Raw genomic sequence first — 23,755 nt, 5'->3', positions numbered from 1 at the left:
GCTGATCGATCGGGTCGGCGACCTCGTCCGCGAGGCCGCCCAGACCGTCGTGCTCCCGCTCTTCAAGAAGCTCGACGCGTCCGACGTGCGCGAGAAGGCACCGGGTGACCTGGTCACCGTCGCCGACCAGCGCTCCGAGAAGCTGCTCACCGAGGGCCTGCTGCGGCTGCTGCCCGGTTCCACCGTGGTCGGCGAGGAGAGCGTCGCGGAGGACCCGGGCCTGCTGCGCCGCATCTGCGAGACCGGCCCGGTCTGGCTCGTCGACCCGCTCGACGGCACCGGCAACTTCGCCTTCGGCCGGACGCCGTTCGCGGTGATGGCCGCGCTGATCGCGGACGGCGAACTCTGCGCCGGCTGGATCCTGGACGTGACCCGCGACCGGATGGCGGTCGCCGAGCGCGGCTCCGGCGCCTGGGTCGACGGCGTCCGCGTGACCACCCGCGGCGGTCCCGCGCCGGTCAGCACGCTGCGCGGCGCGGTGATGCTGAAATACCTGCCCGAGGAGATGGCCGCGGAGATCAGCATGCGCGCGGGCGACATCGCGGCGATCCTGCCCAGCCAGCACTGCGCGGGCGCGGAATATCCGGACGTGGTCAGCGGTGTCCAGGACTTCGTGCTGTTCTGGAAGACGCTGCCCTGGGACCACGCGCCGGGCGTCCTCTTCACCCGCGAGGCTGGCGGCGTCGCACGCCGCCTCGACGGCACCGAGTTCCAGGTCACCGACCCGCAGAAGGGCCTGCTGGTCGCGGCCAACGACGACATCTGGGCGGACGTCCGCGCGACCCTGCTGGGCACCCGCTAGCTCATTCGCCCGGCCGGGCCACGTCGCGCACCATGTCGGCGATGGCCGGCCCGGTGCCGGCCAGGGCGGCCGCTCGGCGCCGCGTGGCATCAGCGCGCTCCGCGTACCCCCGGGTGGCCAGGGTCCGGCTCATCTCCCGCAGCTCCCGCGCCTCCGCGTCGCGGCGTTGCAGATCGCGGCAGGCGGACAGCGCCGCCTCGTGGTCCCGCATCGCCGCGGAGAACCGGCCCTCGTCGCGATGCAGGAGCGCGCGATGATGCAGAGCCTCCATCTCTCCGTGTCGGTCGCTCAGCCGCCGGTACCCGGCCAGGCACGCGTCCATGTGCACCAGCGCCGCGCCGGACGAGCCGCTCTCCCGCAGCAGGATGCCGAGCAGCAGGCGCGTCGTGCTCATGCCGTACTGGTCGCCGAGCTGTTCGAAGATCCTCAACGCCCGGTCGTGGCAGTCGCGGGCCTGGCGATGCCGGCCCAGATCGCGATGGACCGTGCCGAGGTTGTCCAGCACCGTCGCCTGACCGCGGATGTTGCCGGCCCTGTCGTAGAGCAGCAGGCTCTCCCGGTAGCACTCCTCGGCCCGGTCACGGTCGCCGAGGTCGTGCCGGAGCAGACCCAGCACCTGGAGCGCGTGCGCCCGGCCGGCGTCGTTGCCCGACTCGCGATGGGCGGCGAGGGCGGCCCGCAACTCGGCCTCGGCCTCGGCCGGCCGGTTCAGGTGCCGGAGCGCGGCGCCGAGTGAGACCCGGGCCTCGGCCAGCGCGTCGCGGTCACCGGCGCGTTCAGCGACCGCGACGGCGACCCGGTTCGCCGCTGCGGCATCACCCCAGTGACCCCGCAGCCGGAAGAACGGGTACAGCGCCTGAGCCAGGTGGGCGGCGAGGACGCCGGGCACGCCGGGTGTGGCGGCCGCCTGGACGACCAGGGCGGTCAGGTTGTGCCGTTCGGACTCCAGCCAGTCCAGCGCCGCGCGGGTGCCGGCGAAACGCACGCCGCCGTCCGCCCGCGTCCCGGCGTGGACGAGCAGCCGGTCCCCGGGGGCGATCAGCTCCACCGCGGTCCAGGCCGTCGCCGTGCACCCACGGACCGCCCGGACCACAGCGTCCGCGATCCGATCCGGCGGGTACGACGCGGCCAGTTCGCGTCCGTACAGCCGGAGTAGGTCGTGCAGCCGGTAGCGGCCGGGCGCCGACGTCTCGACCAGACTCTCGTCCACCAGACGTTCGACCAGCTGTTCCGTCTTCCGCACCGGCCGGTCGATCAGCCACGCCGCCAGGATGACCGGTACGTCGGGCCCGTCGAGCAGGCTGAGCGCCACGAAGGCGTCCGCCGCGGCCCGGTCCCGGTCGCCGCCGGTGGCCAGCTCCCGGTGCGAGGCGGCGAAACTCGTGCGTACCCCCAGGTCGGGCAGTTCCAGCTCGTCGAGCCGGCGGTGCGCGTCGGCTAGCCGGTCGGCCAGGTCCCGGACCGTCCAGTGCGGGCGTGCCGCCAGCCGGGCCCCGGCGACCCGGAGCGCCAGCGGCAGGTAGCCGCACCACCGCGCCACCTCCGCGACCGCGGCCGGATCGGCGTCGATCCGGGCCGGGCGTGCCTGCAACGCCAGCTGCTCGGCGGCCGCGGCCGCGGTCAGGACGTCGAGGCGCAGGTGATACGCGCCCGGCAGGTTCGCCACGGTGCGACGCGCGGTGATCAGTACCGCGCAGCCCGGCGCACCGGGGAGCAACGGCAGCACCTGGGTCGCGTCGCGGGCGTTGTCCAGCACCACGAGCAGCCGGCGGCGCGCGAGCTCGGAACGGAACAGCGCGGCGGCCTCGGCCAGCTGGACCGGGATCGCGTCGTGCCGGACGCCGATCGCACGGAGGAAACGGCCGAGGACGTCCAGCGGTGACAGCGCCGGCAGGACGTCGCTGGAGCCCTGAAGATCGACGTACAGCTGCCCGTCGGGAAACGCCTCGGCGGACCGGTGGGCGGCCCGGATGCCGAGCGCGGACTTGCCGACGCCGCCGACTCCCTCGATCACCACGAGCGGCGTGCCCGCGCCGGCGGTGAGCGCTTCCCGCACCTTGGCCAGCTCGTCCGCCCGGCCGACCAGCGCCGGTACGTCGGCGGGAAGCTGACGTGGCACCGGCAACGCGGCCACCGGACCGGTCATCTCGGCGTCGCCGGACAGCACCGCCCGGTGCACGGCGCGCACCGGCTCCGACGGCTCGACGCCCAGCTCACCCACCAGCCGATCCCGCAGGTCACGGTACGTTTCCAGGGCTTCGGTGCGGCGCCCGGACCGGGCCAGCGCCTGCATGAGCTGGCCGGCGAACCGCTCGCGCAGCGGATGCCGGCGGACCAGTTCGCGCAGCTCGGGCACGAGCCGGGCATGGCCGCCACCGGCCAGCTCGGCATCGACGCATGCCAGGTACGCGGTCAGCCGGCGCTCGTTCAACCCGCCGGCCAGCGTTTCCACGACGTAGCCGGTGAGGCCGGCGAGGGCGGGCCCGCGCCAGAGCGCCAGCGCGGCCCGCAAGGCCGGTGCGGCCCGCGACGGATCGGTCTCCTCCTGCGCCTGTACGACAAGCCGGTCGAAGACCCGCAGGTCCAGCTCGTCGCCGGTCAGCCGCAACCGGTAGCCGCCCGGATGAGTCTCGATCACGCCACCGACGCGGGTCAGGCAGGTACGCAACGCGGCCACCCGGTTCTGCACCTGCCGCCGGACCGTCTTCGGCAACCGGTCGTCCCACCCGGCCTCGGCGAGTTGATCAACCGAGACCACCTGCTCGGCGTGCAGCAGGAGCATGGCGAGGATGCGCTGCGATCGAGGTCCGCCGATCGCGACCTCCCGCCCGCTGGCCGACACGAGCAGCGGCCCCAAGACGGCGTACTTCATCCGAGATCCCCTATACGGCTCAAGGTCCACAGTGTACCGACGGTGCGCGGGAATCGAACGCATTGTTAACACCAATTAACAACAGTCAACACGTGCGACCGGTGAAAAACCTGTGACGACGCTGTGCCGAAGATCCACACAATGGCGAGCGTCGAAATGCTCTACCGGCCGCGGTCTCGGCCGGCATACGGGACGGGGCGACGGTCATGACGGCAGCCGGTGATACACGCACGCGGCTCGATCCGCTTCGCGCGCTGGCCGAACCGGCCGCACAGCATGATCCGAACAGCTGGTACGCGGTGTTGCACCGCGAGCAGCCGACCTTCTGGTACGAGCCACTGAAGTCCTGGGTGCTGTGTCGCTACGACGACTGCGTCGCGGTGCTGCGCGACGGTGAATCCTTCAGTGCGGACTGGTCGCGGGTGGGCGAGACCGTTCCGCCGGCGGGCCGCAGCATCCAGTCGCTCGATCCGCCGGAGCAGACCCCGGTGCGCCGTCTGTTCGTCGAGGCCATGCGAGGTGCGTTCGACGACGGCGTACGGCAGGAGGTGACCCAGCAGGCGGCGAGCCGTCTCGCCGTTCTCGCGCGGCGCGATTCGTTCGACTTCGTCACGGACTTTGCCGCGCCCCTCGCCCTGTCGACCATCTCCCGCCTGCTCGGAGTACCGGCACCGGATCCAGCGTGGTTCGTCCCGCTGGCCGACAGCATCTCCGACGGCATGGATGGTCACCTCTACCCGGAGAAGCTGCCGACGGCGACCGCGGCGCGGACCGAACTGGCCTCGCTCACCGCCCGCTGGCTCGCCGACCCCGAGCCGGGCGGACTGGTCGGCTTCGTCGCGCGACGTGCCGACTCCTACGGCGTTGCGCCTGCCGTGCTCGCCACCACGCTGCGGGTGGCACTGCACGCCGGTTACACCTCGGCCGCCAGGTTGCCGGTCGCCACGATCACGCAACGCCGGGCTGAGCAACTCGCCGCCGCGCCGGCACCGGTACGGCTGCACCTGGACCTGCGTGGGCATGTGGTGTCCGGCGTCACCGAGAACATCCTGGCCGAGACGACCGGTGGCCGGGCGGATCGCACGGTTATGGCCGGTGCGCACCTGGACAGCGTGACCGAGAGCCCCGGCATCAACGACAACGCGAGTAGCGCTGCGGCGCTGCTGGAGACCGCGCTACGCCTGGCTCCGGACGGCCACCGGGTTCGTAACCGGGTGCGCTTCGCCTGGTGGGGCGCGGAGGAGCTGATCGTCGTGGGGTCCACCCACTACGTGGCGACGCTGACCGCGGAACAGCGGTCACAGATCGCACTGTACCTGAACTGGGAGCTGCTCGGATCGCCGAACTTCGGACGGTTCGTGGTGGACGGTGTGGGCGTGCCGCCCGGGTCGGCGGTCGTCTCCGCGGTCATCTCGGAGCACTACGCGGATCGAACGCTGGCGCATGAGCTGGTGCCGGCCTCCGCCCTCGGCTCCGACCACGAGCCGTTCGCCGACGCGGGGATACCGATCGGTGGATACGACGGTGGGGCGAACGCGGTGAAGACCGCTGAGCAGGTAAAACTTTACGGCGGAGAGGTCGGGAGGCTCTTCGACCCCTGCTATCACCAGCCGTGCGACCGGCTCGCGAACATCGACATGGCTGAGTACGACCGTAACGCACGCGCGGTCGGCTGGGAGGTGGGCCGTTTCGCCATGGAGGTCGACGACGTGCTTGCCGCGGCCCGGACGGAAGGAGTGTGAGTCGGTGCGCGCGCTGCTGGGTAACCCGGGCTTCCGGTTGCTGCTGATCGGGCAGACGCTGTCTCAGCTGGGCGACCGCGCACTGATCATCGCGTTCGGGATCTGGGCCAAGGAGCTGACTGGCAGCGACGCGGCCGCCGGTGTGGCGTTCTTCTTCGTCGCATTCCCGTACCTGCTGGCACCGTTCGCCGGGGCGCTGATCGACCGATTTTCCGCGCGCGGTGTCTTCCTCGTCACCAACCTCTCCATGGCCGCCGTCATGCTGCTGACCCTGCTGGTACGCGGCCCGGAGCAGATCTGGCTGCTGTACCTGGTCATTCTCTGCTACGGACTGTCCGGCATCGTGATCGGACCGACGCAGGCGACGATCGTGGCGACGATCGCGCGGGAGGACGAACTGGCGGACGCCAACGGCCTGATGCAGACCGTGTCCGGCGGTGTCCGGTTGCTCGCGCCACTGGTCGGGGCGGGCCTGTTCACGCTGGTCGGTGGGCATGTGGTCGCCATGATCGACGCGCTCACGTTCGTGGTCGCCGCGCTCTGCGTGCTCGGTGTCCGCGTGCCGGCCCGGCCGGGCCGGTCCACCGCGCCGGCCGGCTGGGCGGCGGAGACGGCGCAGGGCCTGCGCCACGTCTTCGGTACGCCGGTGCTGCGGGACGTGGTACTCGCGCTCGGCCTCGCACTGCTGGTGATGGGCTTCTCCCAGACGTTGATCTTCGCCATCGTGGACCAGGGTCTGCACCGACCGGCCGCGTTCGTCGGCGTGCTCAGCAGTGTCCAGGGTGCCGGCACTATCGTCGCGGGTCTCGTCACCGGTTGGTTCACCCGGCGGTTCGGCGACATCCGCCTGGTCACGGCCGGGATCGCCGGTATCGCCGCCGCCGCGCTGCTCTACCTCGTGCCGCACCTGGCCGGCGTGGCCGCGGGCGCGCTGCTGTTCGGCGCCGCGATCTGCTGGACGACGGCCGGTCTGATCACCACCGTGCAACGTCGCACGCCGGCTGACCTGCGCGGCCGGGCGCTCGGCACGGCGATGGGCGCGGTGAGCCTGCCGCAGACCGTGTCCATCGCGCTCGGCGCCGGACTGTCGCTCGTCCTCGGCTACCGGGCGCTGCTCATCCTGATGATTGTCATCACCACCGCCTGTGCGGGCTGGCTGGCCTGGCGTGTGCCGGCCACCACCGGGCAGGCCGCCGAGGAGGGAAGTCTGCGGTGAGTCTCGACGTGATCGGCGTGGGTTTCCTGCGCACCGGCACCACCTCGCTCATGCTGGCGTTGGAGCGGCTCGGCTACGGACCGTGCTACCACATGCGGGTGCTCAACGGCGAACCGTGGCGTGCCGAGGACTGGGCGGAGGCGGCGCGTAACCCGGAGGCCGCCGAATGGGAGCGGATCTTCGCTGGCTACCGGTCCAGTGTCGGCTCGCCGGGCACCGCCTTCTGGCGGCATCTCGTCGACGCCTACCCGGCGGCGAAGGTCATCCTCACCGTGCGTGAGCCGGAAACCTGGTACGAGAGCGCGGCCGGGACGATCGGTCGGGCGCTGACCTCGGCGCCGCGATTCCGGCTCCCATGGCGTCGGGCGGCGGCGCTCGACGAGGTCCAGCACCTGGTGCGCGATCGCGAAGGCGGCCGGTTCGCCGACCGGGACCGTGCCGTCGCCGCGTTTCGGGGACATACCGATGCGGTACGGACGCATGTCGCGGCCGAACGCCTGCTGGTGTTCGAGGTCCGGGACGGGTGGGAGCCGCTCTGCGCGTTCCTCGGTGTCCCGGTGCCGGACGAACCATTTCCGAAGGCGAATGAACGAGCGGCCTTCCAGGCGCGTCAGGCGCGTGCCCGAGCGCGGACGACGCGACGCCGGGTGGCGGCCGCGGCCGGTGCGATGGCCGGGGCGGGACTGGCGATCTGGGCCGTCGGGCGTGGGGTCAGAGCCGGGAGAGGATGACCAGCGGGTTGCCGTCGGGGTCGGTGACGCGGGCTGTGCGCTCCCCCCACGGCTGATCGGCGGGCTCCTCGGTGATCGTGACGCCGTGGTCGCGCAGGTGGGCGACGGCCGCGTCGCAGTCGTCGGCGTAGACGCACAGGTCGATGTGGCGTCGCGCGGGCGGCGGGGTCTCGGTGGCGGCGAGGCCGAACTCCGAGACGGTGCCGAGCGTGAGGCCGACGTAGGCGGGCGGGCCGTCGTCCGGGAACCGGTAGGTCTGGCGTGCGCCGAGCAGGTCGCCGTAGAAATGGATCATATCGGTCATGCGGGTGGTGCTCAGGATCGGGTAGAGCTCTCGGAACATGTTGTCCCCCGTACGCGCGGTATGGGCTCTGACCTGGGTAAGTCTAGATAGGCTGGCGCGCGATCCAGGTCTACCGAGGAGGCGGGCGCGCGCCATGAGGAGGATTCTTCCGGTCGTCGGGGCGACGCTCGTCCTTCTCAGCACAGTCCCGCCGGCGCGCGCGGTTCCGCCGCTCTCACCTCCGGACGCCGCAGCGGCGGTTCCGGGCGGTGGTGCGGCGGCGGTGCCGCCGGCCGGGGCGGTGGCGGTGCCGCCGGCCGGGGCGGTGGCGGTGGCCGGGCGACGGGAACCGGACCGCGGCGACGACGAGGGTGGCACCCGGACGCTGCGGAAGGCGCTGGAGGAGGCCGCGAAGGCGCACATCGACGCGCAGGCGCGGCTGGACGCGTCGAAGAAGCGGCAGGTCGCGCTGGTGCTGCGGCTGAAGCAGGCCGAGGCGGACATCGTGACGCTGACCGCGCGGGTCGGCGTGGTCGCGGGGGAGGCGTACCGGCGCGGCCGCATCTCCGGCCCGATGCTCCTGCTCGCCGCGCGCGACCGGCTGGAGTTCCTGGAGCGGACCACCGGGCTGGAGACGATCGCGGTGCTGGACGACGCGCGGCTGCGTGACCTGCGGACGGCCCGGGCGGAGGCGCGACGGGCGCGCACCGCGATCGACGACGAGGTGCGCGAGCAGGCACGCCAGGTGGAGATCCAGGCCAAGCGGCGCAAGGATGCCGAACGCGCGCTGGCCGCGGCCGGTGGCGGCGGCCCCGGCGGTTTCGTCGACGCGGACTCGGCCGCCGCGGAACCGGCCCCGCGCAGCGCGGGCGGCGCCTGGCCGGACGAGTCGTGCACGGTCGCGGACCCGACCACGCGCGGCTGCGTCACGCCACGCACGCTGCACGCGATGCGGCAGGCGCGGGCGGACGGGTTCCGGCGGTTCGTCTCCTGCTACCGCCCGGGCGGCGGCGGTGAGCATCCGCGCGGCCGGGCCTGCGACTTCGCGGCCGCTGCGGACGGCTTCGAGGACGTGAACGCGCGCGGCGGCGACCGGGAGTACGGCGACCGGCTGGCCGCCTACCTGGTGCACAACGCGGACTCGCTCGGCGTGCTCTACGTGATCTGGTACCGGCAGATCTGGATGCCGGGCAACGGCTGGCGCTCGTACAGCGGGCGAGGATCACCGTCCGCGACGCACACGAACCACGTACACGTGTCGCTCTACTGAAGCCCGTGTTTACTTGCCGGGTGGACGACGAATCCAAAGCCGTGGAAGACCAGCCGAAAGCCCTGCCCGACGCGCTCGCCGCCACGCTGGTCTTCGGGTCCAGCGGCGCGGTGCTGGTGCTGGAGATCGTGGCGCAGCGGCTGATCGGGCCGTACGTCGGGCTCACGTTGCAGACCACCAGCTCGGTGATCGGGATGGCGCTGGCCGCGATCGCGTACGGCGCCTGGGCCGGTGGCTGGCTGGCCGACCGCCGGGACCCGCGCACCATGCTGGCACCGGCGCTGATCCTGGCCGGCATCGCGACCGCGCTCACCTTCCCGCTGATCCGTTACGCCGGTGAGATCCTGCGCGGCAACGCGGCCGGGGGCGTGCTGCTGCTGACCGCGCTCGCCGTGGTGGTCCCGGCCGGGCTGCTCTCCGCGATCTCGCCGATGGTGGTGAAGTTGCAGCTGTCCGACCTGCGCCGGACCGGGCAGGTGGTGGGCCGGCTCTCCGGCCTGGGCACGCTCGGCGGCATCACGGCCACGCTCGGCACCGGGTTCGTGCTGGTGGCGGCGCTGCCCAGCCGGGTGATCATGCTGAGCCTGGCGGTGCTGCTCGGCGTGAGCGGCCTGGCGCTCGGCTGGTACCTGCGTCGGCTGGACGCGGCCGGTACGCCGAAGGCCCGGGTCACGGCCGCGGTGGTGGGGCTCGTCGCCGCGGGGCTGACCGCGATCGCGCCGACGCCGTGCGACGTGGAGACGGAGTACAGCTGCGCCTCCGTGGTCGCGGACCAGAACCGGCCGGGCGGCCGCACGCTGGTGCTGAACGCCGGCGACCACTCCTACGTGGACCTGAACGACCCGCGGCACCTGGAGTTCGAGTACGTGCAGTGGATCGCGGCGGTCTCCGACGTGGCCGCACCGGCCGGTGCGCCGGTGACCGCGCTGCACGTCGGCGGCGGCGGTTTCACGCTGCCGCAGTACCTGGCCGCGGTCCGGCCGGGCAGCGCGCAGACCGTGCTGGAGCTGGACGGCGAACTGGTCGAGCTGGACAAGGCCGAACTGGGCCTGGAGACCGGCCCGGACCTGCGCGTGGTGGTCGGCGACGCGCGGGTGTCGCTGGCCGGGCAGCCGGCCGGTGCCGCGGACTTCGTGGTCGGCGACGCGTTCGGCGACCTGGTGGTGCCGTGGCACCTGTCGACGCGGGAGATGGCGGTGCAGGTCCGGGGCGCGATGAAGGACGGCGCGATCTACGCCCAGAACGTCATCGACTACCCGCCGCTGCACTTCATCCGCGCGCAGACCGCGACCGTGCAGGACGTGTTCCCGCACGTGGCGCTGATCGGGCCGCCGGACGGGCTGGCCGGGAAGGAGGGCGCGAACTTCGTGATCGTGGCGTCCGCCGCGCCGCTGCCGCTGGACGCGATCCGGGCGCGGATGGCGCAGACCGTGCCGGGCCCGGTGACCATGCTGGACGGCGCGGAGCTGGCCGCGTTCGTCGACGACGCCCGGGTGCTGACCGACGACTACGCGCCGGTCGACCAGCTGCTCTCCCGGTAGCCCGGCGCTCTCGGCCGTACCGTGGAAACGTTTTCAGGTCGTCGCGGCGAACGCCTGGACCTGTTTCGGGGTGCCGGCCACGATCAGTTTGCTGCCGGCCGGCACCAGCGTCGCCGCCTCCGCGAAGATGAAGCTGCCGTCCGGGGGCCGGACCGCGATCACCGTGATGCCGTGCCGCTTCCGCAGCCCGATGTCGGCGAGCGAGCGGCCGGCGGTGTCCTGCGGCGCGCGCACCTTCGCGATCGCGAAGCCCTGGTCGAACTCGATGAAGTCGATCATCTTGCTGGTGATCAGGTGTGCCACGCGGTCGCCCATCACCGCCTCGGGATAGATCACGTGGTTCGCGCCGACCGAGGACAGGATCTTGCCGTGCTTCGCGGAGATCGCCTTGGCCCAGATCTCGGTGATGCCGATCTCGGTCAGCGCGAGCACGGTGAGCACGCTGGCCTCGATGTCGGTGCCGATGCCGACCACCGCACGCTGGAACTCGTGCACGCCGAGCTGTCGCAGCGCGTCGTTGTCGGTCGAGTCGGCCTGCGCCACGTGGGTGAGCCGGTCCGACCACTGCTGGACGATCTTCGGGCTCTCGTCGATGCCGAGCACCTCATGCCCCAGGCGCAGCAGCGAGTCGGCGACCTGGCCGCCGAACCGGCCGAGCCCGATCACCACCACGTTGTCGTCGAGGTTGCTTCTGCCGTTGCTAGCCAACGATGGGTCGCTCCTCGGGATAGCGGTAGAGCCGCTGGCGGGTGTTCAGGGCGATCGCGGAGCCGACGGCGATGGTGCCGACCCGCCCCACGTACATCAGGATGACGAGTACCACCTGCCCGCTCTCCGGCAGGGTCGGCGTGATGCCGGTGGACAGGCCGACCGTGGCGAACGCGGACGTGGCCTCGAAGATCGCCCGGTCCAGCGTGATGTCCCGGTCGATGGCGAGCAGCGCGAGCGTGCCGGTGCCGACCAGCGCGACGCCGAGCAGCGCCACGGTCATCGCCTGCCGCTGCGTGGTCTCCGCGATCCGGCGGCGGCCGATCACCACGTCCGGCTCGCCCCGGATCTCCGCCAGGATCACGAACGCCAGCAGGAAGAACGTGGTCAGCTTGATGCCGCCGGAGGTGGAGCCGCTGCCGCCGCCGATGAACATCAGCGCGGTGCTGATGGTCAGCGTCTCCTGGTGCATCGCGCCGAAGTCGACGCTGTTGAAGCCGCCGGACCGGGTCATCACGTCCTGGGTGAACGCGGCCAGCACCTTGTCACCCCAGCTCAGCGGGCCGAACGTGGACGGGTTGTTCCACTCGAACGCCAGCACGAAGATGAAGCCGAAGACGCCCAGCACGATCGAGCCCCACACGGTCAGCCGGGTGTGCGTCGACCATCTCGCGGGCGTGCGCCACTCGCGGGCCAGCTCGAAGATGACCGGGAAGCCGATGCTGCCGAGCATCACGCCCAGCACCAGCGGTATGCAGATCCAGTCGTCGCCGACGAACCGCATCAGGCTGTCCGGGTAGAGCGCGAAGCCGCCGTTGTTGAACGCCTGGATCGAGTGGAAGACGCCCTCCCACACCGCGCGGCCGAACGAGTAGTCGTAGCCGAGCCAGAACCGCAGCCCGACCACGGCCGCGATCACCGCCTCGCAGACGAACGAGACGGCCACGATCCGCAGCACCATCCGGCCGATGTCCGCGGTCTCCAGCGTACGGCTCTCGGTCTGCGCCATCAGGCGGCCACGCAGGCCGAGGCGCTGCGAGATGAGCACGCCGAGCAGCGTGGCCATCACCATGATGCCGAGGCCGCCGATCTGGGTCAGCACGGTGATCATGCCGAGGCCGAACGGGGACCAGTAGGTGCCGGTGTCCACCACCGCCAGGCCGGTCACGCAGACCGCGGAGGTGGCGGTGAACAGGGCCGTGACGAACGGCGCGAAGCCCGGCTCGGCGCGCGAGACGGGCAGCATCATGAGCACCGTCCCGACCACCACCAGGGCGAGGAACGCCGCGGGCACGATGCGGGCGGGGTGCTGCAGTTGACGACGCATGGCGTGGGACTGTCTATCACCCGGGTGCGATCCGGGCCACTTGACACTCTCGCGCGGTTCACCTCAGGGTCGTGAATATTTCGTTTCCTGTCGATTGGATGCGGTGATGAGACGTCGTGCCGTGACCACTTCCCTCGGGCTGGCCGGAATCGGGCTGGCCGTTGCCCCCGCCGCCCCCGCCTCCGCCGCCCCCGCCGCCCGCACGAAGCCGCTGGTGATCGCGCACCGCGGGGCCAGCGGCTACCGGCCGGAACACACGCTGGAGGCCTACCGGCTGGCGATCCGGATGGGCGCCGACTTCATCGAGCCGGACCTGGTGTCGACGCGCGACGGCGTGCTGGTCGCGCGACACGAGAACGAGATCTCCGGGACCACCGACGTGGCCACCCGCGCCGAGTTCGCGTCGCGGAAGACCACCAAGACCATCGACGGTACGGCCGTGAGCGGCTGGTTCACCGAGGACTTCACGCTGGCGGAGCTGCGGACGCTGCGGGCCGAGGAGCGGCTGCCGCTGGTCCGGACGGCGAACACGGCGTTCGACGGCCGGTTCCAGATCCCCACGTTCCAGGAGGTCGTCGACCTGGCGAAGGCGGAGTCGCGGAGCCGCGGGCGGACGATCGGGGTGTACCCGGAGACGAAGCACCCGACGTACTTCCAGTCGATCGGGCTGCCGCTGGAGGAGCCGCTGGTCCGGACGCTGCACGCGGCCGGGTGGCGGGACCGCCGGTCGCCGGTGATCATCCAGTCGTTCGAGACCGCGAACCTGCGGCGGTTGCGCCGGCTGACCGGGGTGCGGCTGGCGCAGCTGATGGACGCGGCGGGGCGGCCCTACGACTTCGTCGTCGCCGGTGACCCGCGGACCTATGCCGATCTGGCGTCTTCCGACGGGCTCAGGTGGGTCAGCGGGTACGCGTCCGGCGTCGGCGCGAACAAGAACCTGATCGTGCCGCGGGACGCGTCCGGGAAACTGCTGGCGCCGACGGCCGTGGTGCGGGACGCGCACCGGCTCGGGATGGTCGTGCACGCGTGGACGTTCCGGGCGGAGAACCAGTTCCTGCCGGCCGACTTCCGGATCGGCACGGACCCGAACGCGCGCGGCGACATCACCGCGGAGTACGAGCTGTTCTACTCGCTCGGCGTGGACGGCGTCTTCGCCGACCACCCGGACACCGCGGTGGCGGCGCGCGCGGGTCTTCCACAGGCAGGCTAGTTATCCACAGGCTGCCCCTTCGGTGTCGGTGCCCGGTGGTAGACAGGTCGGGTGACTGAGGTGCGGGAGCGGGCGGAAGCTGTGCTGCGGCGGCTGGCGGGCGAGCACGCCCGCCTCCGTGAGGACCAGTGGCGGGCGATCGAGGCGCTGGTGGTCTCGTTCCAGCGGGTGCTCTGCGTGCAGCGCACCGGCTGGGGCAAGTCCGCGGTCTACTTCGTGGCGACCGCGCTGCTCCGCGAGCTGGGTGCCGGGCCCACCGTGATCGTCTCGCCGCTGCTGGCGCTGATGCGCAACCAGGTCGAGGCCGCGGCCCGGGCCGGCATCCACGCCCGCACCATCAACTCGGCGAATCTGGAGGAGTGGGGTCAGATCACCGCGGAGGTCGCGTCCGGCGCGGTCGACGTGCTGCTGATCAGTCCGGAGCGGCTGAACAACCCCGACTTCCGCGACAATGTGCTGCCCGAGCTCGCCGCCACCACCGGCCTGCTGGTGGTGGACGAGGCGCACTGCGTCTCCGACTGGGGCCACGACTTCCGGCCGGACTACCGGCGGCTGCGCACGTTCCTGGCCGGGTTGCCCGAGCACACGCCGGTGCTCGCCACCACCGCCACCGCCAACGCGCGCGTCACGGCCGACGTGGCCGAGCAGCTCGGTGCCGGTGCGCTGGTGCTGCGCGGTCCGCTCGACCGGGAGTCGCTGCGGCTGGCCGTGCACCGGCTGCCGTCGGCCGCGCACCGGCTCGCCTGGCTCGCCGACCACCTCGACGCGCTGCCCGGCTCCGGCATCGTCTACACGCTGACCGTGGCCGCCGCGACCGAGGCCACCGAGTTCCTGCGCTCGCGAGGGTTCGCGGTCGCGTCCTACTCCGGCCAGACGGAGGACGCGGAGCGCCGCGCCGCCGAGCAGGACCTGCTGGACAACAAGATCAAAGCGCTGATCGCCACGTCCGCGCTCGGCATGGGCTTCGACAAGCCCGACCTCGGCTTCGTCGTGCACCTCGGCGCACCGCCGTCGCCCATTGCGTACTACCAGCAGGTCGGGCGGGCGGGGCGCGGCGTCGACCACGCCGAGGTGCTGCTGCTCCCCGGCCCGGAGGACGCGGCCATCTGGCGATACTTCGCCTCCATGGCGTTCCCGCCGGAGGAACAGGTGCACACCGTGCTGGCCGCGCTCTCCGACCGCCCGATCTCGGTGCCCGCACTGGAGCCCCGCGTCGACCTGCGCCGCAGCCGCCTGGAACTGATGCTGAAGGTGCTGGACGTGGACGGTGCCGTTCGCCGGGTCAAGGGCGGCTGGATCAGCACCGGCCAGCCGTGGACCTACGACGCCCCTCGCCTGCGCCGGGTCGCCGAGGCCCGCGAGGCCGAGCAGCGCGCCATGCGGGAGTACGGCGCGATGACCACCGGTTGCCGCATGCTCTTCCTCCGCGAGCGCCTCGACGACGCCGGGGCCACCGCCTGCGGGCGCTGCGACCTGTGCGCGGGCCCGGTGCTGCCGGCCGACGTCTCCGCACAGGCGCTCGCGGCCGCCAAGGCCTTCCTCGGCCGCCCGGGCCTCGACCTCCCGCCGAAGGCGATGTGGCCGACCGGCATGGAGTCGGTCGGCGTGCCGCTCAAGGGCCGCATCCCGGCGACCGAGCAGGCCGCGACCGGCCGTGCCGTCGGCCGCCTCTCCGACCTGGGCTGGGGCGATCGGCTGCGCGCGCTGCTCGCCGACGGTGCGCCCGACGTCCCGCTGCCCGACGACCTGCTCGGCGCCGTGGTCGAGGTGCTCAAGGACTGGTCGCACGGTCCCGAGCAGTGGGAGTCCCGCCCGGTCGGCATCGTGCCGATCCTGTCCCGCCGCCGGCCGGTCCTCACCCGCAGCCTGGCCGACCTGATCGCCACGGTCGGCCGCCTGCCGGTGCTCGGCACGATCACCCGCCGCGACGACGACGGCTTCACGCCGTCCCGCAGCAACAGCGCGCAGCGCGTCCGGCTGCTGCACGACGCGTTCGAGCTGGACGGGTCGGTGTCCGGTCCGGTGCTGCTCGTCGACGACCTGGTCGACTCCGGCTGGACGATGACGCTCGCGGCCCGGCTGCTGCGCCGGTCCGGCGCGTCCGCGGTGCTGCCGCTCGCGCTGGCCGTGGCGGGCTGAGCGACGTCAGCGCCCGTCGCGGTGACCTCAGCGCCCGTCGACGACCCGGCCGTAACCGTGCACCGGCTGGTAGCCCACCGCGTCGATCCGGACGTTCTCCCCGAAGCTCGGCGCGTGGATCATCTTGCCGTCGCCGACGTAGAGCGCGACGTGGCTGATCCGGCCGTAGTAGAAGACCAGGTCGCCCGGCCGCAGATCATCGCGGCTGATCCGCCGGACGGTCCGCCACTGCCGGGCCGCGTTGTGCGGCAGGCGATTGCCCGCGCGATGCCACGCGGCCATGGTGAGACCGGAGCAGTCGTAGGAGCCGGGGCCGTCCGCGCCCCAGCGATAGGGCTTGCCGAGCTGCTCGTAGGCGAAGCGGATCGCGTCACCGGCCAGCCCGGACGGTGGCGGTGGGGGAGCCAGGTCCAGCGGGCGGACCCGGTCGCCGGAGGCCAGACGCATGCGGTGCAGACGTTCGATCTCCCGCTCGATCTCCTTCTTGCGCAGTGCCAGCTCCACCTGCTGGTCGCGCTGCTTCTCCGCCAGCGCGTCCGCCTCGCGCTCCATCTCGGCATAGCGGGCCTGGGCCGCGGCCAGGTCGTCCAGCTTCCGGTGCTGGTCCCGGGCCAGGACGTCCAGCGTGAGCAGACGTTCGACCATGTCGGAGCCACCACCGGCAGCGATCATCAGCGCGCGGGCGTTGCCCGAGGAGCGGTACGCGGCGGCGGCCAGCTCACCGATCCGCTCCTGGTGCTGCACCATGGCGAACTCGACCGGGGCCTTCTCGGTGCCGATCTCGCGCCGGCGCCGTTCCGTGCCGGCCAGGTCCTCGCGGAGCGCGTTGTGCTCCTCGACGACCACCTCCAGCTCGTGCGCCGCGGCGGCGAGCCGTTGCCGCAGCTCCTGGACCGAGGGCGGCGCGTCCGGGTCGGCTTGGGCGGGCGACGGCGCGATCCCGACCAGGGCGGCCACGACGAGCGCTCGCGCGACGATGGAAGAGAGCACACCGGGTCAACGAGGCTCCCGCGGCCGGAGGCGCGCATACCACCCGGGGGTATAGTCGGTGGCGTCGAGTCGAAGGGGAGTGTGAACCATGTCCGTCACCAACACCTACGCCGTCAGCGGGATGACCTGCGCGCACTGCGTGCAGGCGGTCAGCGGTGAGCTCGGGCAGCTGCCCGGCGTGCACGAGGTCAGCGTCGACCTGCCGACCGGCACCGTGACCGTCACCAGCGACGGCCCACTCCCGATCGACGAGGTCCGCACGGCCGTCGACGAGGCCGGCTACGAGCTCGCCTCGGCCGGCGCCTGACGCCCATGCCCGACCCGACCCCCGCCACGACGCCCGGCCACAGCCCCGACCCGGAGATAACCGGCGCCCCGGCCGGCCCGGCTTCAGCAGCCTCGGCCGGCGCCGCACCAGCCGACGCTGGCCCGGCCCTCGCGGGTAAGGCTGAGGCTGGCTCGCCTGTCGCCACCGAGGCCGACGCTGGCCCGGCCCTCGCCGGTAAGGCCCGCCCAGCCCTCGCCGATAAGGCCGGCTCGGCTGTCGCCCCTGGGGCCGGCTCGGCTGTCGCCCCTGGGGCCGGCTCGGCTGTCGCCACTGAGGCCGGCTCGGCTGTGGCCACTGAGGCCGAGGATCGCTCGGCCCTCGCCGGTAAGGCGGAAGTCGGCCCGGTCGTCGCCACTGAGGTCGACGCTGGCTCTGCCCTAGCCGGTAAGGCCGGCGCTGGCGCGGCCATGGCCGGCCAGGCTGAGGACGGCTCAGCGGAGGTTCGTGCCGACGGGGCAGTGACTGGCGATGGCAAGGCCGGCGTGGCCGGGGCTGGGACCGGCGATGGCGGCGAGACCGGCTTTGCCAGGCCGGACGAGCGCACCTCGATGCGCCTGCTCGGGGTGGTCGGCGGTCTGGTGCTGGCCGTGCTCGCCGGCTTCGGCCTGGGGCGGATCACCTCGGGCGGCGTCGCCGAGCCCGCGCCGCTGCCGGCCGCGACCGGCGTGAACGCGGTACACACGGACGCGCCCGGCGTGGCGCCGCACACGCACGGCGGCAGCAGCGGCGGTGGCGGTACCGGCGTGACGGTCGGCGGTAGCCCGGCCGCGGGCGACGTGAGCGGGCTGGTGGTCGGGTCGGCCGACTTCCGGCTGGTGCCGGCCGAGACCGCGTTTCCGGCGCCGGCCGAGCGGGCGCCGTTCCGGTTCGTCATCCAGGCGTCGGACGGCACACCGGTGACCGACTTCGCGGTGGTGCACGACAAGCGGCTGCACCTGATCGTGGTGCGCCGCGACCTGTCCGGCTACCAGCACCTGCATCCGGAGCTGGCGCCGGACGGCACCTGGAGCACCGAGCTGGCGCTGCCCACCGCGGGCGCGTGGCGGGTGTTCGCCGACTTCACCGCCACCACCGCGACCGGCGCGCAGGTCGCCACCACGCTCGGCGTGGACCTGTCGGTCGGCGGCGACTACGCGGCCGCCGCGCTGCCCGCGCCCGCGCCGACGGTGTCCACCGGCGGCTTCGAGGTGGACATGGCCGGAACGCCCGCGCTCGGCTCGGTCCAGCCGATGATCTTCACGCTCCGGCGGGACGGTGCCGTGGTGCGGCCGGAGCGGTACCTCGGGGCGTACGGGCACCTGGTGGTGCTGCGCGAGGGCGACCTCGGCTATGTCCACGTGCACCCGGAGGACCAGCTCACCGTGGACGGTGCGGTGAAGTTCTGGCTTGCCGCGCCGAGCGAGGGCCGTTACCGCGCGTTCTTCGACTTCCAGGTGGACGGTGTGGTGCACACCGCGGCGTACACGATCACGCTCGGCTGAGCAGCCGTTCCAGCGCCGGTTCGATGTGGAATCCGCCGGTCAGTGCCGTGTACTCGGCGCGTGCGGCCTCGGTCGGCGCCGCGCCGGTGCGGCGCGCGCGGATCAGCAGGTTGCGCGGCGTGTGCGCGGAGTCGATGAACTCCACCACCTCGACGCGGTACCCGTGCAGCCGCAGCAGTGACGCCCGGACCGTGTCGGTGAGCACGTCCGCGAACCGTTCGCGCAGGATGCCGTGCCGGCCGAGCCCCTCGAACGGCGTCGGTGCGGGTGCCTTGCGCAGCTGGGCGGCCAGATCGTGGTGGCAGCAGGGCGCGGCCAGCACCCAGCGCGCCTGCCACTCGACCGCGCGGGCCAGCGCCTCGTCGGTGGCGGTGTCGCACGCGTGCAGCGCCAGCACCACGTCCGCGGCCTCGACGTCCGCGTCCAGGATGGTGCCGGCCACGAACCGGACCTCCTCGGCGCAGCCCAGCCGCTCGGCCAGCGCGGTGTTGCGGACTCGCTGGTCCTCGCGCACGTCCACGCCGACCACGTCGAGCGCCACGCCGCGTCCGGACAGGTATCGGTAGGCCGCGAATGTCAGGTAGGCGTTACCGCAGCCCAGGTCCACCACGCGCAGCCGCGCGGGCAGCTCGGCCGGCAGCGTGGCGGCGAGCGCGCGGAGGAACGCGTCGACCTGCCGCCGCTTCGCCGCACCGCCGCCGATCTCCGTGAACAGCGGGTCACCCGGGTCAAGCAGGTGCTCCTTGACCCGATCGTGCGCGACCGGCACCGCGGGGACCGCCGCTCCCGCATCGTCCGGCAGGGCCGCAACCGGGCCGCCGGAGGCCGCCGGGCCGGGGCGCGCGGCGGCGGCGCGATGCACCTGCGCCTCGCCCTTCTTGGTCACCCGCAGCTGCACGGTGCCGCCCGGCGACTCCACGTGCCAGTTGCCGAACGGCTCGGCCAGCAGCTCGTCCACGGCCGAGGCCGCCTCGTCGCCGAACGCGACGTTGCGGGTGAACGGCCGGGCGCCGTCGTTCGTCACGATCTGCAGCCTGGTGCCGCCCTTCAGCGAGACCGGGCGCAGCTCGGCCCGGACCACCGACGGCGTCTGCCCCTTGCGGCGCCCGGCGGCCACCGCGCGGGTCAGGTCGGGGCGGAGCAGCAGGTCGCGCACCTCGGCGAGGGCGTCGGGAAGCGATTCGGGCATCCGTCCAGTCTAGGGCGGGTTCGCGCCGGGCAGCCGGGCCCGAGGTGTGGCCCACGACGCCGTGCCCGGCCGGGTGCATGTCCTACGCTGCCAGCCATGGCAGACACCGTCTTCACCCCGGACGTGGTGGCGCAGATCATGCGGCACATGAACGACGACCACGCGGACGACAACGTCCTCATCGTCCGCGGTCTCGGCGGGCAGCCGGACACCACCACCGCGGCGCGCATGTCCGGGATGGATGCGGACGGCATGGACTTCGTGGCGACCGTGGACGGCGCGGAGGTCCCGGTGCGGATCCCGTTCGCGGAGCGGCTCACCGAGCGGCGTCAGGTCCGCGGCGAGGCGGCCCGGATGTACCACGAGGCCTGCGCTGTGCTGGGCGTCACACCGCGGGCCTGACCCGTTCCGGCCGTCGAAATGATCGTCGAAACGGCGAATCTAATCGATGCCCCAGGCTCCCTTAAAGCTTCCCTAAAGAAGACCGGAAACTCCCCGAAATTCGTTGAACCCCAGCGCTGTCCAACCCCGTAGGACCGGGCGAGGCGGTAAGCCTCGATCACTCCGGGGCTCTGCCGCACCCGTCCTCGCTCGGACGGGCCGGCGGAGCCAGAGCGAACAAGGCTCACCGGTACGCCCGCGACGAGCGACGCAGGCTATCGGCCACAGACTCTGCGCGAAGGGTTGGGTTCAGGCGGATGGCACCGAGCTGGGATGACGAGAAGACTGGCTGGCGCGACTGGCGTCGTTACAAGGTCCCCGGCATGATCGCCGTGGGTACGCTCACGCTGCTCGGCGGCGGTCTCGGTGTGGCGATGGCCGGCACCGGGTCGTCGAGCGCGAGCGGGCAGACCATCGTGTGCCCCACGGTGGAGGACAAGCTCCCCGCCATTCCGGCCAGCGCGCAGGCCGAGGTGGACCGCAACCTGGCGCTGCTGGAGACGCAGATCCAGGAGGCGAACAACCGCCTGGCCACGTCCGCCGGCGAGGGCGGGGCGAATTTCGTGCAGAACGCGATCCTCGGTCCGCTGGCTGACAAGCGCGCCTCCACCATCGACCGGATCGCGATCTCCATCGGGCGGACCGCGGAGAAGCCGACGAACCTGGGCGGCCTCGCGGAGTGCTCGCTGAGCGCGGGCGGCGGTGGCGGCGCCGAGGCCGGCGGCGACGAGCAGGCCGGTGGCGAGGGCGAGAACGCCGGCGGCAACGAGGGTGGCGGCAACACCGGCACCGGCGCGATCTCCTGCCCGGACGTGGCCGGTGAGCTGCCCGCGATCCCGGCGCAGGCGCAGGCCGAGGTGGACCGCAACCTGGAGCTGTTGGACACGCAGATCGCCGAGGCCAACCAGCGCCTGGTGGATACGGTCGGCCAGGGCGGGGCGAACTTCGTGCAGAACGCGATCCTCGGCCCGCTGGAGGACAAGCGCGTCGCCACGATCAACCGCATCGCGACCGCGATCGGCCGGAACGCCGAGCGCCCGAACCTGGACGTCGCGACGCTGGCGCCGTGCGAGCTGAACGAGGACGAGGTGCCGGTCGTCGACCCGGTCGAAGGCGGTAACGGCAACAACGGCAACAACAACGGCGGCAACGCCGGCGCCGGCTTCACCCAGCTGGTGATCAACGAGGGCAACGACGGCGGCTCGGACGGCGCGTTCTCCTGCCCGACCGTCGCGGACCAGCTGCCGGCCATCCCGAACCAGGCGCTGGCCGAGGTGGAGAGCAACCTGGCACAGCTGGAGAAGCAGATCCAGGAGGCGGAGACCCGGCTGGCCAACTCGGCCGGTCAGGGCGGCGCGAACTTCGTGCAGAACGCGATCAACGGCCCGCTGGAGGACAAGCGCGTCGCCGCGATCAACCGGATCGCGACCGCGATCGGCCGGCACACCGACAAGCCGCAGCTCGACGTCGCGAACCTCGCGCCTTGCACGGTGTCCTGACGCTGACGGGTGAGTAGCCGGAGCCGCCCCTTTCGCGATTGCAGCGCGCGAAGGGGCGGCTCTGTTATTCCAGGTGGCGGCCGGCGATGGGGGGACGTTGGATGAGCAGCGGTGGCTGGATGTGCGCCGGCGGTCCCTGGCCAGAATGCCGTGGCCATCACGGTGATCCGCGGGCTAACTCGACCAGCGCTTCGGCCGTGACCCGGCGCGGCCGTGCACGACCGCACGCCTGTGCCCCCCGGCATTCCGCCGCGCAGAACACCCTGGACGCTCGCACCTGGCTCGGCAGCCGCACGCCACAGACCGGGCACCGGTGCTGGCGCAGCTCGGCGGGCGCTTGAGCATTCCCGCATGCTGTGGCACCAACGACAGCCCCGAGTACGACCTGCGCCACCGGTCCTGCCGCGAGCCTATGACCGCCCCCGCTGAGCGTGATAGCACGCGACTCGAGTGGGCGTGGACGGCGAGCGTCTCGCCGCGCTGCTGGGCGCCAGACGGTTCTACCTGCTCGGCTGCCAGTGACCCGGCCGCGATGACAACCCGTCCTCCCACGCTGCAGGCTCGTCGAAGGTGCGGAACCGGGCGGCCAGGTCCGCCATGGCGCCGATCCGCGTCAGGCGTCGGAGGAGCAGGAAGCCGATTACCGTGCCCAGGGTGTTGGCCAGCAGGTCGTTCACGTCGGCCAGGTCGCCGCTGCTCAGGAGCAGGTTGGTGCAGAGCTGGACGACCTCGATCGCGGCGCTGAAGGCAAGGCCGGCCATCGCGACCTGCCGGACGCCGCGGATCGGGGTCAGCAGTGGCAGCATGATGCCCAGCGGCACGGTCATGATGATGTTGAGCACGAATGTCCGCGGGTCGATGAACAGCGGGATCCAGTTGAGCTTCTCGTACCAGGAGACTGTGTTGGCGTACTTGCCCAGCGAGATTTGCAACGGCAGCGTCGTCAGGCGTAGGACGGCCGCTAGATAGATTGTTGCGGCCACCACCGTGAACGTTCGCATCGCGGTCAGCCGGCCCGTGCGGTGCAGGCGAAAGACGCCGGCAGTAATCAGGATCAGGACCAGTGGGACGAGAACCGGAAGAGCCGGAACCTCGGTTTGCAGATTCACAGTGTCATGCTGGATCGGTCCACGACCAGGCGGTATCTGCCGTAAGTCGGATCACTGAATCAGCCGTACCTGCCTCCGCACTCCAACGAGTAACCCGGCACCAGGCGAGGATCACCAGGCGACGGCGCGTGCGTAGGAGTGGTTGCGCTCCTGGTACTCGCCGGTGATCTCGATCCGGCCGGGTTCCAGGCCGCGGGCCCGCAGTCCGGTGATCAGCTCCGGCAGCATCCGCTGGGTCTCCCGCTGCGCGCAGTGCAGCAGCACGATGTCGCCGTCCCGGACGGTGCCGAGGATCGCCGCGCCGATCGCGGCCGCGGCCTGACCGGCGCCGTCGTCCGGGTTGAACGCCCACAGCACCGGCTCCACGCCGTACTCGCGGAACAGCATGACCACGTCCTCGTTCGCGCTGCCGAACGGCGGCCGGCCGATGACCGGGACCGCGCCGGTGTACCGGGTGATCGCGGCTTGGGTACGCCCGAGTTCGACCGCCGCGTCCTTGAGCGGGATCGCGGCCAGGTCGGGGTGGCTGTAGCTGTGGTTGCCGATCGCGTGCCCGGCCAGCGCGGCCCGGCTCGCGTACCGCCAGTCCGTCTCCACGCCGCCGCCCACGAAGAAGAACGTGGCCCGCGCGTGCGCCTCGGCCAGGATGTTGAGCACCACCCCGGTCCCCGCGCTCGGCCCGTCGTCGAACGTGAGCGCGACGTGCCCGCGCACCACCGGCCGCGTGGCCGCCGTGGCCAGTGCACCCGGCCGTACCGCGGGCACGAAGCCGTTGGCGGTGAGGGTGAGCCCCATCGCCTGCCGATCCATCGGTACACCCGCCCTTCACCGTCCATGGCGCACGCGAGAGGTCCGTCTCTCGCGGGTGCGAGGCCAT

Annotated in this window: 20 protein-coding genes; 12 read left to right on the top strand and 8 right to left on the bottom strand. The window is 72.3% G+C overall.

What is annotated here, in order from left to right; genetic code table 11:
- Position 1: 1 nt before the first annotated feature.
- The gene (locus J2S42_RS19535) at positions 2-802 is read left to right on the top strand and encodes an inositol monophosphatase family protein (RefSeq protein WP_307248857.1); all 801 of its coding nucleotides are present in this window, start codon (positions 2-4) and stop codon (positions 800-802) included.
- Position 803: 1 nt separating this feature from the next.
- Here J2S42_RS19535 and J2S42_RS19530 read toward each other — a convergent pair whose 3' ends face one another.
- Complete coding sequence (locus tag J2S42_RS19530; RefSeq protein WP_307241177.1) at positions 804-3,674, bottom strand: AfsR/SARP family transcriptional regulator; 2,871 nt, start codon at positions 3,672-3,674, stop codon at positions 804-806.
- Positions 3,675-3,880: 206 nt separating this feature from the next.
- Between J2S42_RS19530 and J2S42_RS19525 the strand changes: the two genes are divergently transcribed.
- The 3 genes from J2S42_RS19525 to J2S42_RS19515 are packed head-to-tail and all read left to right on the top strand — an operon-like array spanning position 3,881 to position 7,363.
- On the top strand, positions 3,881-5,416 hold the full coding sequence (locus J2S42_RS19525) for a M28 family peptidase (protein WP_307241175.1): 1,536 nt from the start codon (positions 3,881-3,883) through the stop codon (positions 5,414-5,416).
- Positions 5,417-5,420: 4 nt separating this feature from the next.
- A complete protein-coding gene (locus tag J2S42_RS19520) occupies positions 5,421-6,632 on the top strand; it encodes an MFS transporter (RefSeq protein ID WP_307241173.1) in 1,212 nt (403 codons plus the stop codon).
- The gene (locus J2S42_RS19515) at positions 6,629-7,363 is read left to right on the top strand and encodes a sulfotransferase family protein (protein WP_307241171.1); all 735 of its coding nucleotides are present in this window, start codon (positions 6,629-6,631) and stop codon (positions 7,361-7,363) included. Before J2S42_RS19520 ends, J2S42_RS19515 begins: the two co-directional genes overlap by 4 nt.
- Here J2S42_RS19515 and J2S42_RS19510 read toward each other — a convergent pair.
- Complete coding sequence (locus tag J2S42_RS19510; protein WP_370879207.1) at positions 7,344-7,706, bottom strand: VOC family protein; 363 nt, start codon at positions 7,704-7,706, stop codon at positions 7,344-7,346. The two genes, J2S42_RS19515 and J2S42_RS19510, sit on opposite strands and share 20 nt — an antisense overlap.
- 223 nt (positions 7,707-7,929) lie before the next feature.
- On the opposite strand from J2S42_RS19510, the gene J2S42_RS19505 reads away from it, so the two are divergent.
- Complete coding sequence (locus tag J2S42_RS19505; protein ID WP_307241167.1) at positions 7,930-8,916, top strand: coiled-coil domain-containing protein; 987 nt, start codon at positions 7,930-7,932, stop codon at positions 8,914-8,916.
- Between the two features lie 20 nt (positions 8,917-8,936).
- Positions 8,937-10,457: a fused MFS/spermidine synthase gene (locus J2S42_RS19500; protein ID WP_307241165.1), complete on the top strand. Its 1,521-nt coding sequence runs from the start codon at positions 8,937-8,939 to the stop codon at positions 10,455-10,457.
- A gap of 33 nt (positions 10,458-10,490) precedes the next feature.
- Here J2S42_RS19500 and J2S42_RS19495 read toward each other — a convergent pair whose 3' ends face one another.
- A complete protein-coding gene (locus tag J2S42_RS19495; protein ID WP_307241163.1) occupies positions 10,491-11,165 on the bottom strand; it encodes a potassium channel family protein in 675 nt (224 codons plus the stop codon).
- Positions 11,158-12,492, bottom strand: a complete 1,335-nt coding sequence (locus J2S42_RS19490; RefSeq protein ID WP_307241162.1) for a TrkH family potassium uptake protein — start codon at positions 12,490-12,492, stop codon at positions 11,158-11,160. Before J2S42_RS19490 ends, J2S42_RS19495 begins: the two co-directional genes overlap by 8 nt.
- 106 nt (positions 12,493-12,598) lie before the next feature.
- Between J2S42_RS19490 and J2S42_RS19485 the strand changes: the two genes are divergently transcribed.
- Positions 12,599-13,702, top strand: coding sequence for a glycerophosphodiester phosphodiesterase (locus tag J2S42_RS19485; RefSeq protein ID WP_307241160.1), 1,104 nt, complete (start codon positions 12,599-12,601; stop codon positions 13,700-13,702).
- A gap of 51 nt (positions 13,703-13,753) precedes the next feature.
- Positions 13,754-15,841: a RecQ family ATP-dependent DNA helicase gene (locus J2S42_RS19480; RefSeq protein WP_307241158.1), complete on the top strand. Its 2,088-nt coding sequence runs from the start codon at positions 13,754-13,756 to the stop codon at positions 15,839-15,841.
- A 27-nt stretch (positions 15,842-15,868) separates the two neighbouring features.
- Here the strand turns inward: J2S42_RS19480 and J2S42_RS19475 are convergent, their stop codons facing one another.
- Positions 15,869-16,831 carry a C40 family peptidase gene (locus J2S42_RS19475; protein WP_307241156.1) on the bottom strand — a complete coding sequence of 321 codons (963 nt, stop codon included), beginning with the start codon at positions 16,829-16,831 and terminating at the stop codon, positions 15,869-15,871.
- 88 nt (positions 16,832-16,919) lie between these two features.
- On the opposite strand from J2S42_RS19475, the gene J2S42_RS19470 reads away from it, so the two are divergent.
- Positions 16,920-17,138 carry a heavy-metal-associated domain-containing protein gene (locus J2S42_RS19470; RefSeq protein ID WP_307241154.1) on the top strand — a complete coding sequence of 73 codons (219 nt, stop codon included), beginning with the start codon at positions 16,920-16,922 and terminating at the stop codon, positions 17,136-17,138.
- Between the two features lie 569 nt (positions 17,139-17,707).
- On the top strand, positions 17,708-18,640 hold the full coding sequence (locus J2S42_RS19465; protein WP_307241152.1) for a DUF8832 domain-containing protein: 933 nt from the start codon (positions 17,708-17,710) through the stop codon (positions 18,638-18,640).
- Here J2S42_RS19465 and J2S42_RS19460 read toward each other — a convergent pair.
- Positions 18,627-19,829: a class I SAM-dependent methyltransferase gene (locus tag J2S42_RS19460; protein ID WP_307241149.1), complete on the bottom strand. Its 1,203-nt coding sequence runs from the start codon at positions 19,827-19,829 to the stop codon at positions 18,627-18,629. The two genes, J2S42_RS19465 and J2S42_RS19460, sit on opposite strands and share 14 nt — an antisense overlap.
- Before the next feature lie 96 nt (positions 19,830-19,925).
- Between J2S42_RS19460 and J2S42_RS19455 the strand changes: the two genes are divergently transcribed.
- Together J2S42_RS19455 and J2S42_RS19450 are read left to right on the top strand one after the other, a co-directional pair.
- Positions 19,926-20,231 carry a DUF2470 domain-containing protein gene (locus J2S42_RS19455; RefSeq protein ID WP_307241147.1) on the top strand — a complete coding sequence of 102 codons (306 nt, stop codon included), beginning with the start codon at positions 19,926-19,928 and terminating at the stop codon, positions 20,229-20,231.
- A 362-nt stretch (positions 20,232-20,593) separates the two neighbouring features.
- A complete protein-coding gene (locus J2S42_RS19450; RefSeq protein ID WP_307241145.1) occupies positions 20,594-21,769 on the top strand; it encodes a hypothetical protein in 1,176 nt (391 codons plus the stop codon).
- A gap of 500 nt (positions 21,770-22,269) precedes the next feature.
- Here J2S42_RS19450 and J2S42_RS19445 read toward each other — a convergent pair whose 3' ends face one another.
- Positions 22,270-22,878 carry a VanZ family protein gene (locus J2S42_RS19445; RefSeq protein ID WP_307241143.1) on the bottom strand — a complete coding sequence of 203 codons (609 nt, stop codon included), beginning with the start codon at positions 22,876-22,878 and terminating at the stop codon, positions 22,270-22,272.
- A gap of 111 nt (positions 22,879-22,989) precedes the next feature.
- Entirely contained in the window at positions 22,990-23,673 is a 684-nt protein-coding gene (locus J2S42_RS19440; RefSeq protein WP_307241141.1) for a polysaccharide deacetylase family protein, read from the bottom strand.
- Positions 23,674-23,755 lie beyond the last annotated feature (82 nt).

Origin of the sequence: Catenuloplanes indicus (genome assembly GCF_030813715.1) — a bacterium.
Taxonomy (GTDB): Bacteria; Actinomycetota; Actinomycetes; order Mycobacteriales; family Micromonosporaceae; genus Catenuloplanes; species Catenuloplanes indicus.
This window is presented reverse-complemented; position numbering and strand designations above follow the sequence as displayed.

Bases quoted from the DNA above. Each gene is read 5' to 3' on its own strand.
- J2S42_RS19455 (WP_307241147.1), top strand. From the start codon at position 19,926: ATGGCAGACACCGTCTTCACCCCGGACGTGGTGGCGCAGATCATGCGG.
- J2S42_RS19470 (WP_307241154.1), top strand. From the start codon at position 16,920: ATGTCCGTCACCAACACCTACGCCGTCAGCGGGATGACCTGCGCGCAC.
- J2S42_RS19510 (WP_370879207.1), bottom strand. From the start codon at position 7,706: ATGTTCCGAGAGCTCTACCCGATCCTGAGCACCACCCGCATGACCGAT.
- J2S42_RS19530 (WP_307241177.1), bottom strand. From the start codon at position 3,674: ATGAAGTACGCCGTCTTGGGGCCGCTGCTCGTGTCGGCCAGCGGGCGG.
- J2S42_RS19485 (WP_307241160.1), top strand. From the start codon at position 12,599: ATGAGACGTCGTGCCGTGACCACTTCCCTCGGGCTGGCCGGAATCGGG.
- J2S42_RS19490 (WP_307241162.1), bottom strand. From the start codon at position 12,492: ATGCGTCGTCAACTGCAGCACCCCGCCCGCATCGTGCCCGCGGCGTTC.
- J2S42_RS19465 (WP_307241152.1), top strand. From the start codon at position 17,708: ATGCGCCTGCTCGGGGTGGTCGGCGGTCTGGTGCTGGCCGTGCTCGCC.
- J2S42_RS19460 (WP_307241149.1), bottom strand. From the start codon at position 19,829: ATGCCCGAATCGCTTCCCGACGCCCTCGCCGAGGTGCGCGACCTGCTG.
- J2S42_RS19440 (WP_307241141.1), bottom strand. From the start codon at position 23,673: ATGGGGCTCACCCTCACCGCCAACGGCTTCGTGCCCGCGGTACGGCCG.
- J2S42_RS19525 (WP_307241175.1), top strand. From the start codon at position 3,881: ATGACGGCAGCCGGTGATACACGCACGCGGCTCGATCCGCTTCGCGCG.
- J2S42_RS19450 (WP_307241145.1), top strand. From the start codon at position 20,594: ATGATCGCCGTGGGTACGCTCACGCTGCTCGGCGGCGGTCTCGGTGTG.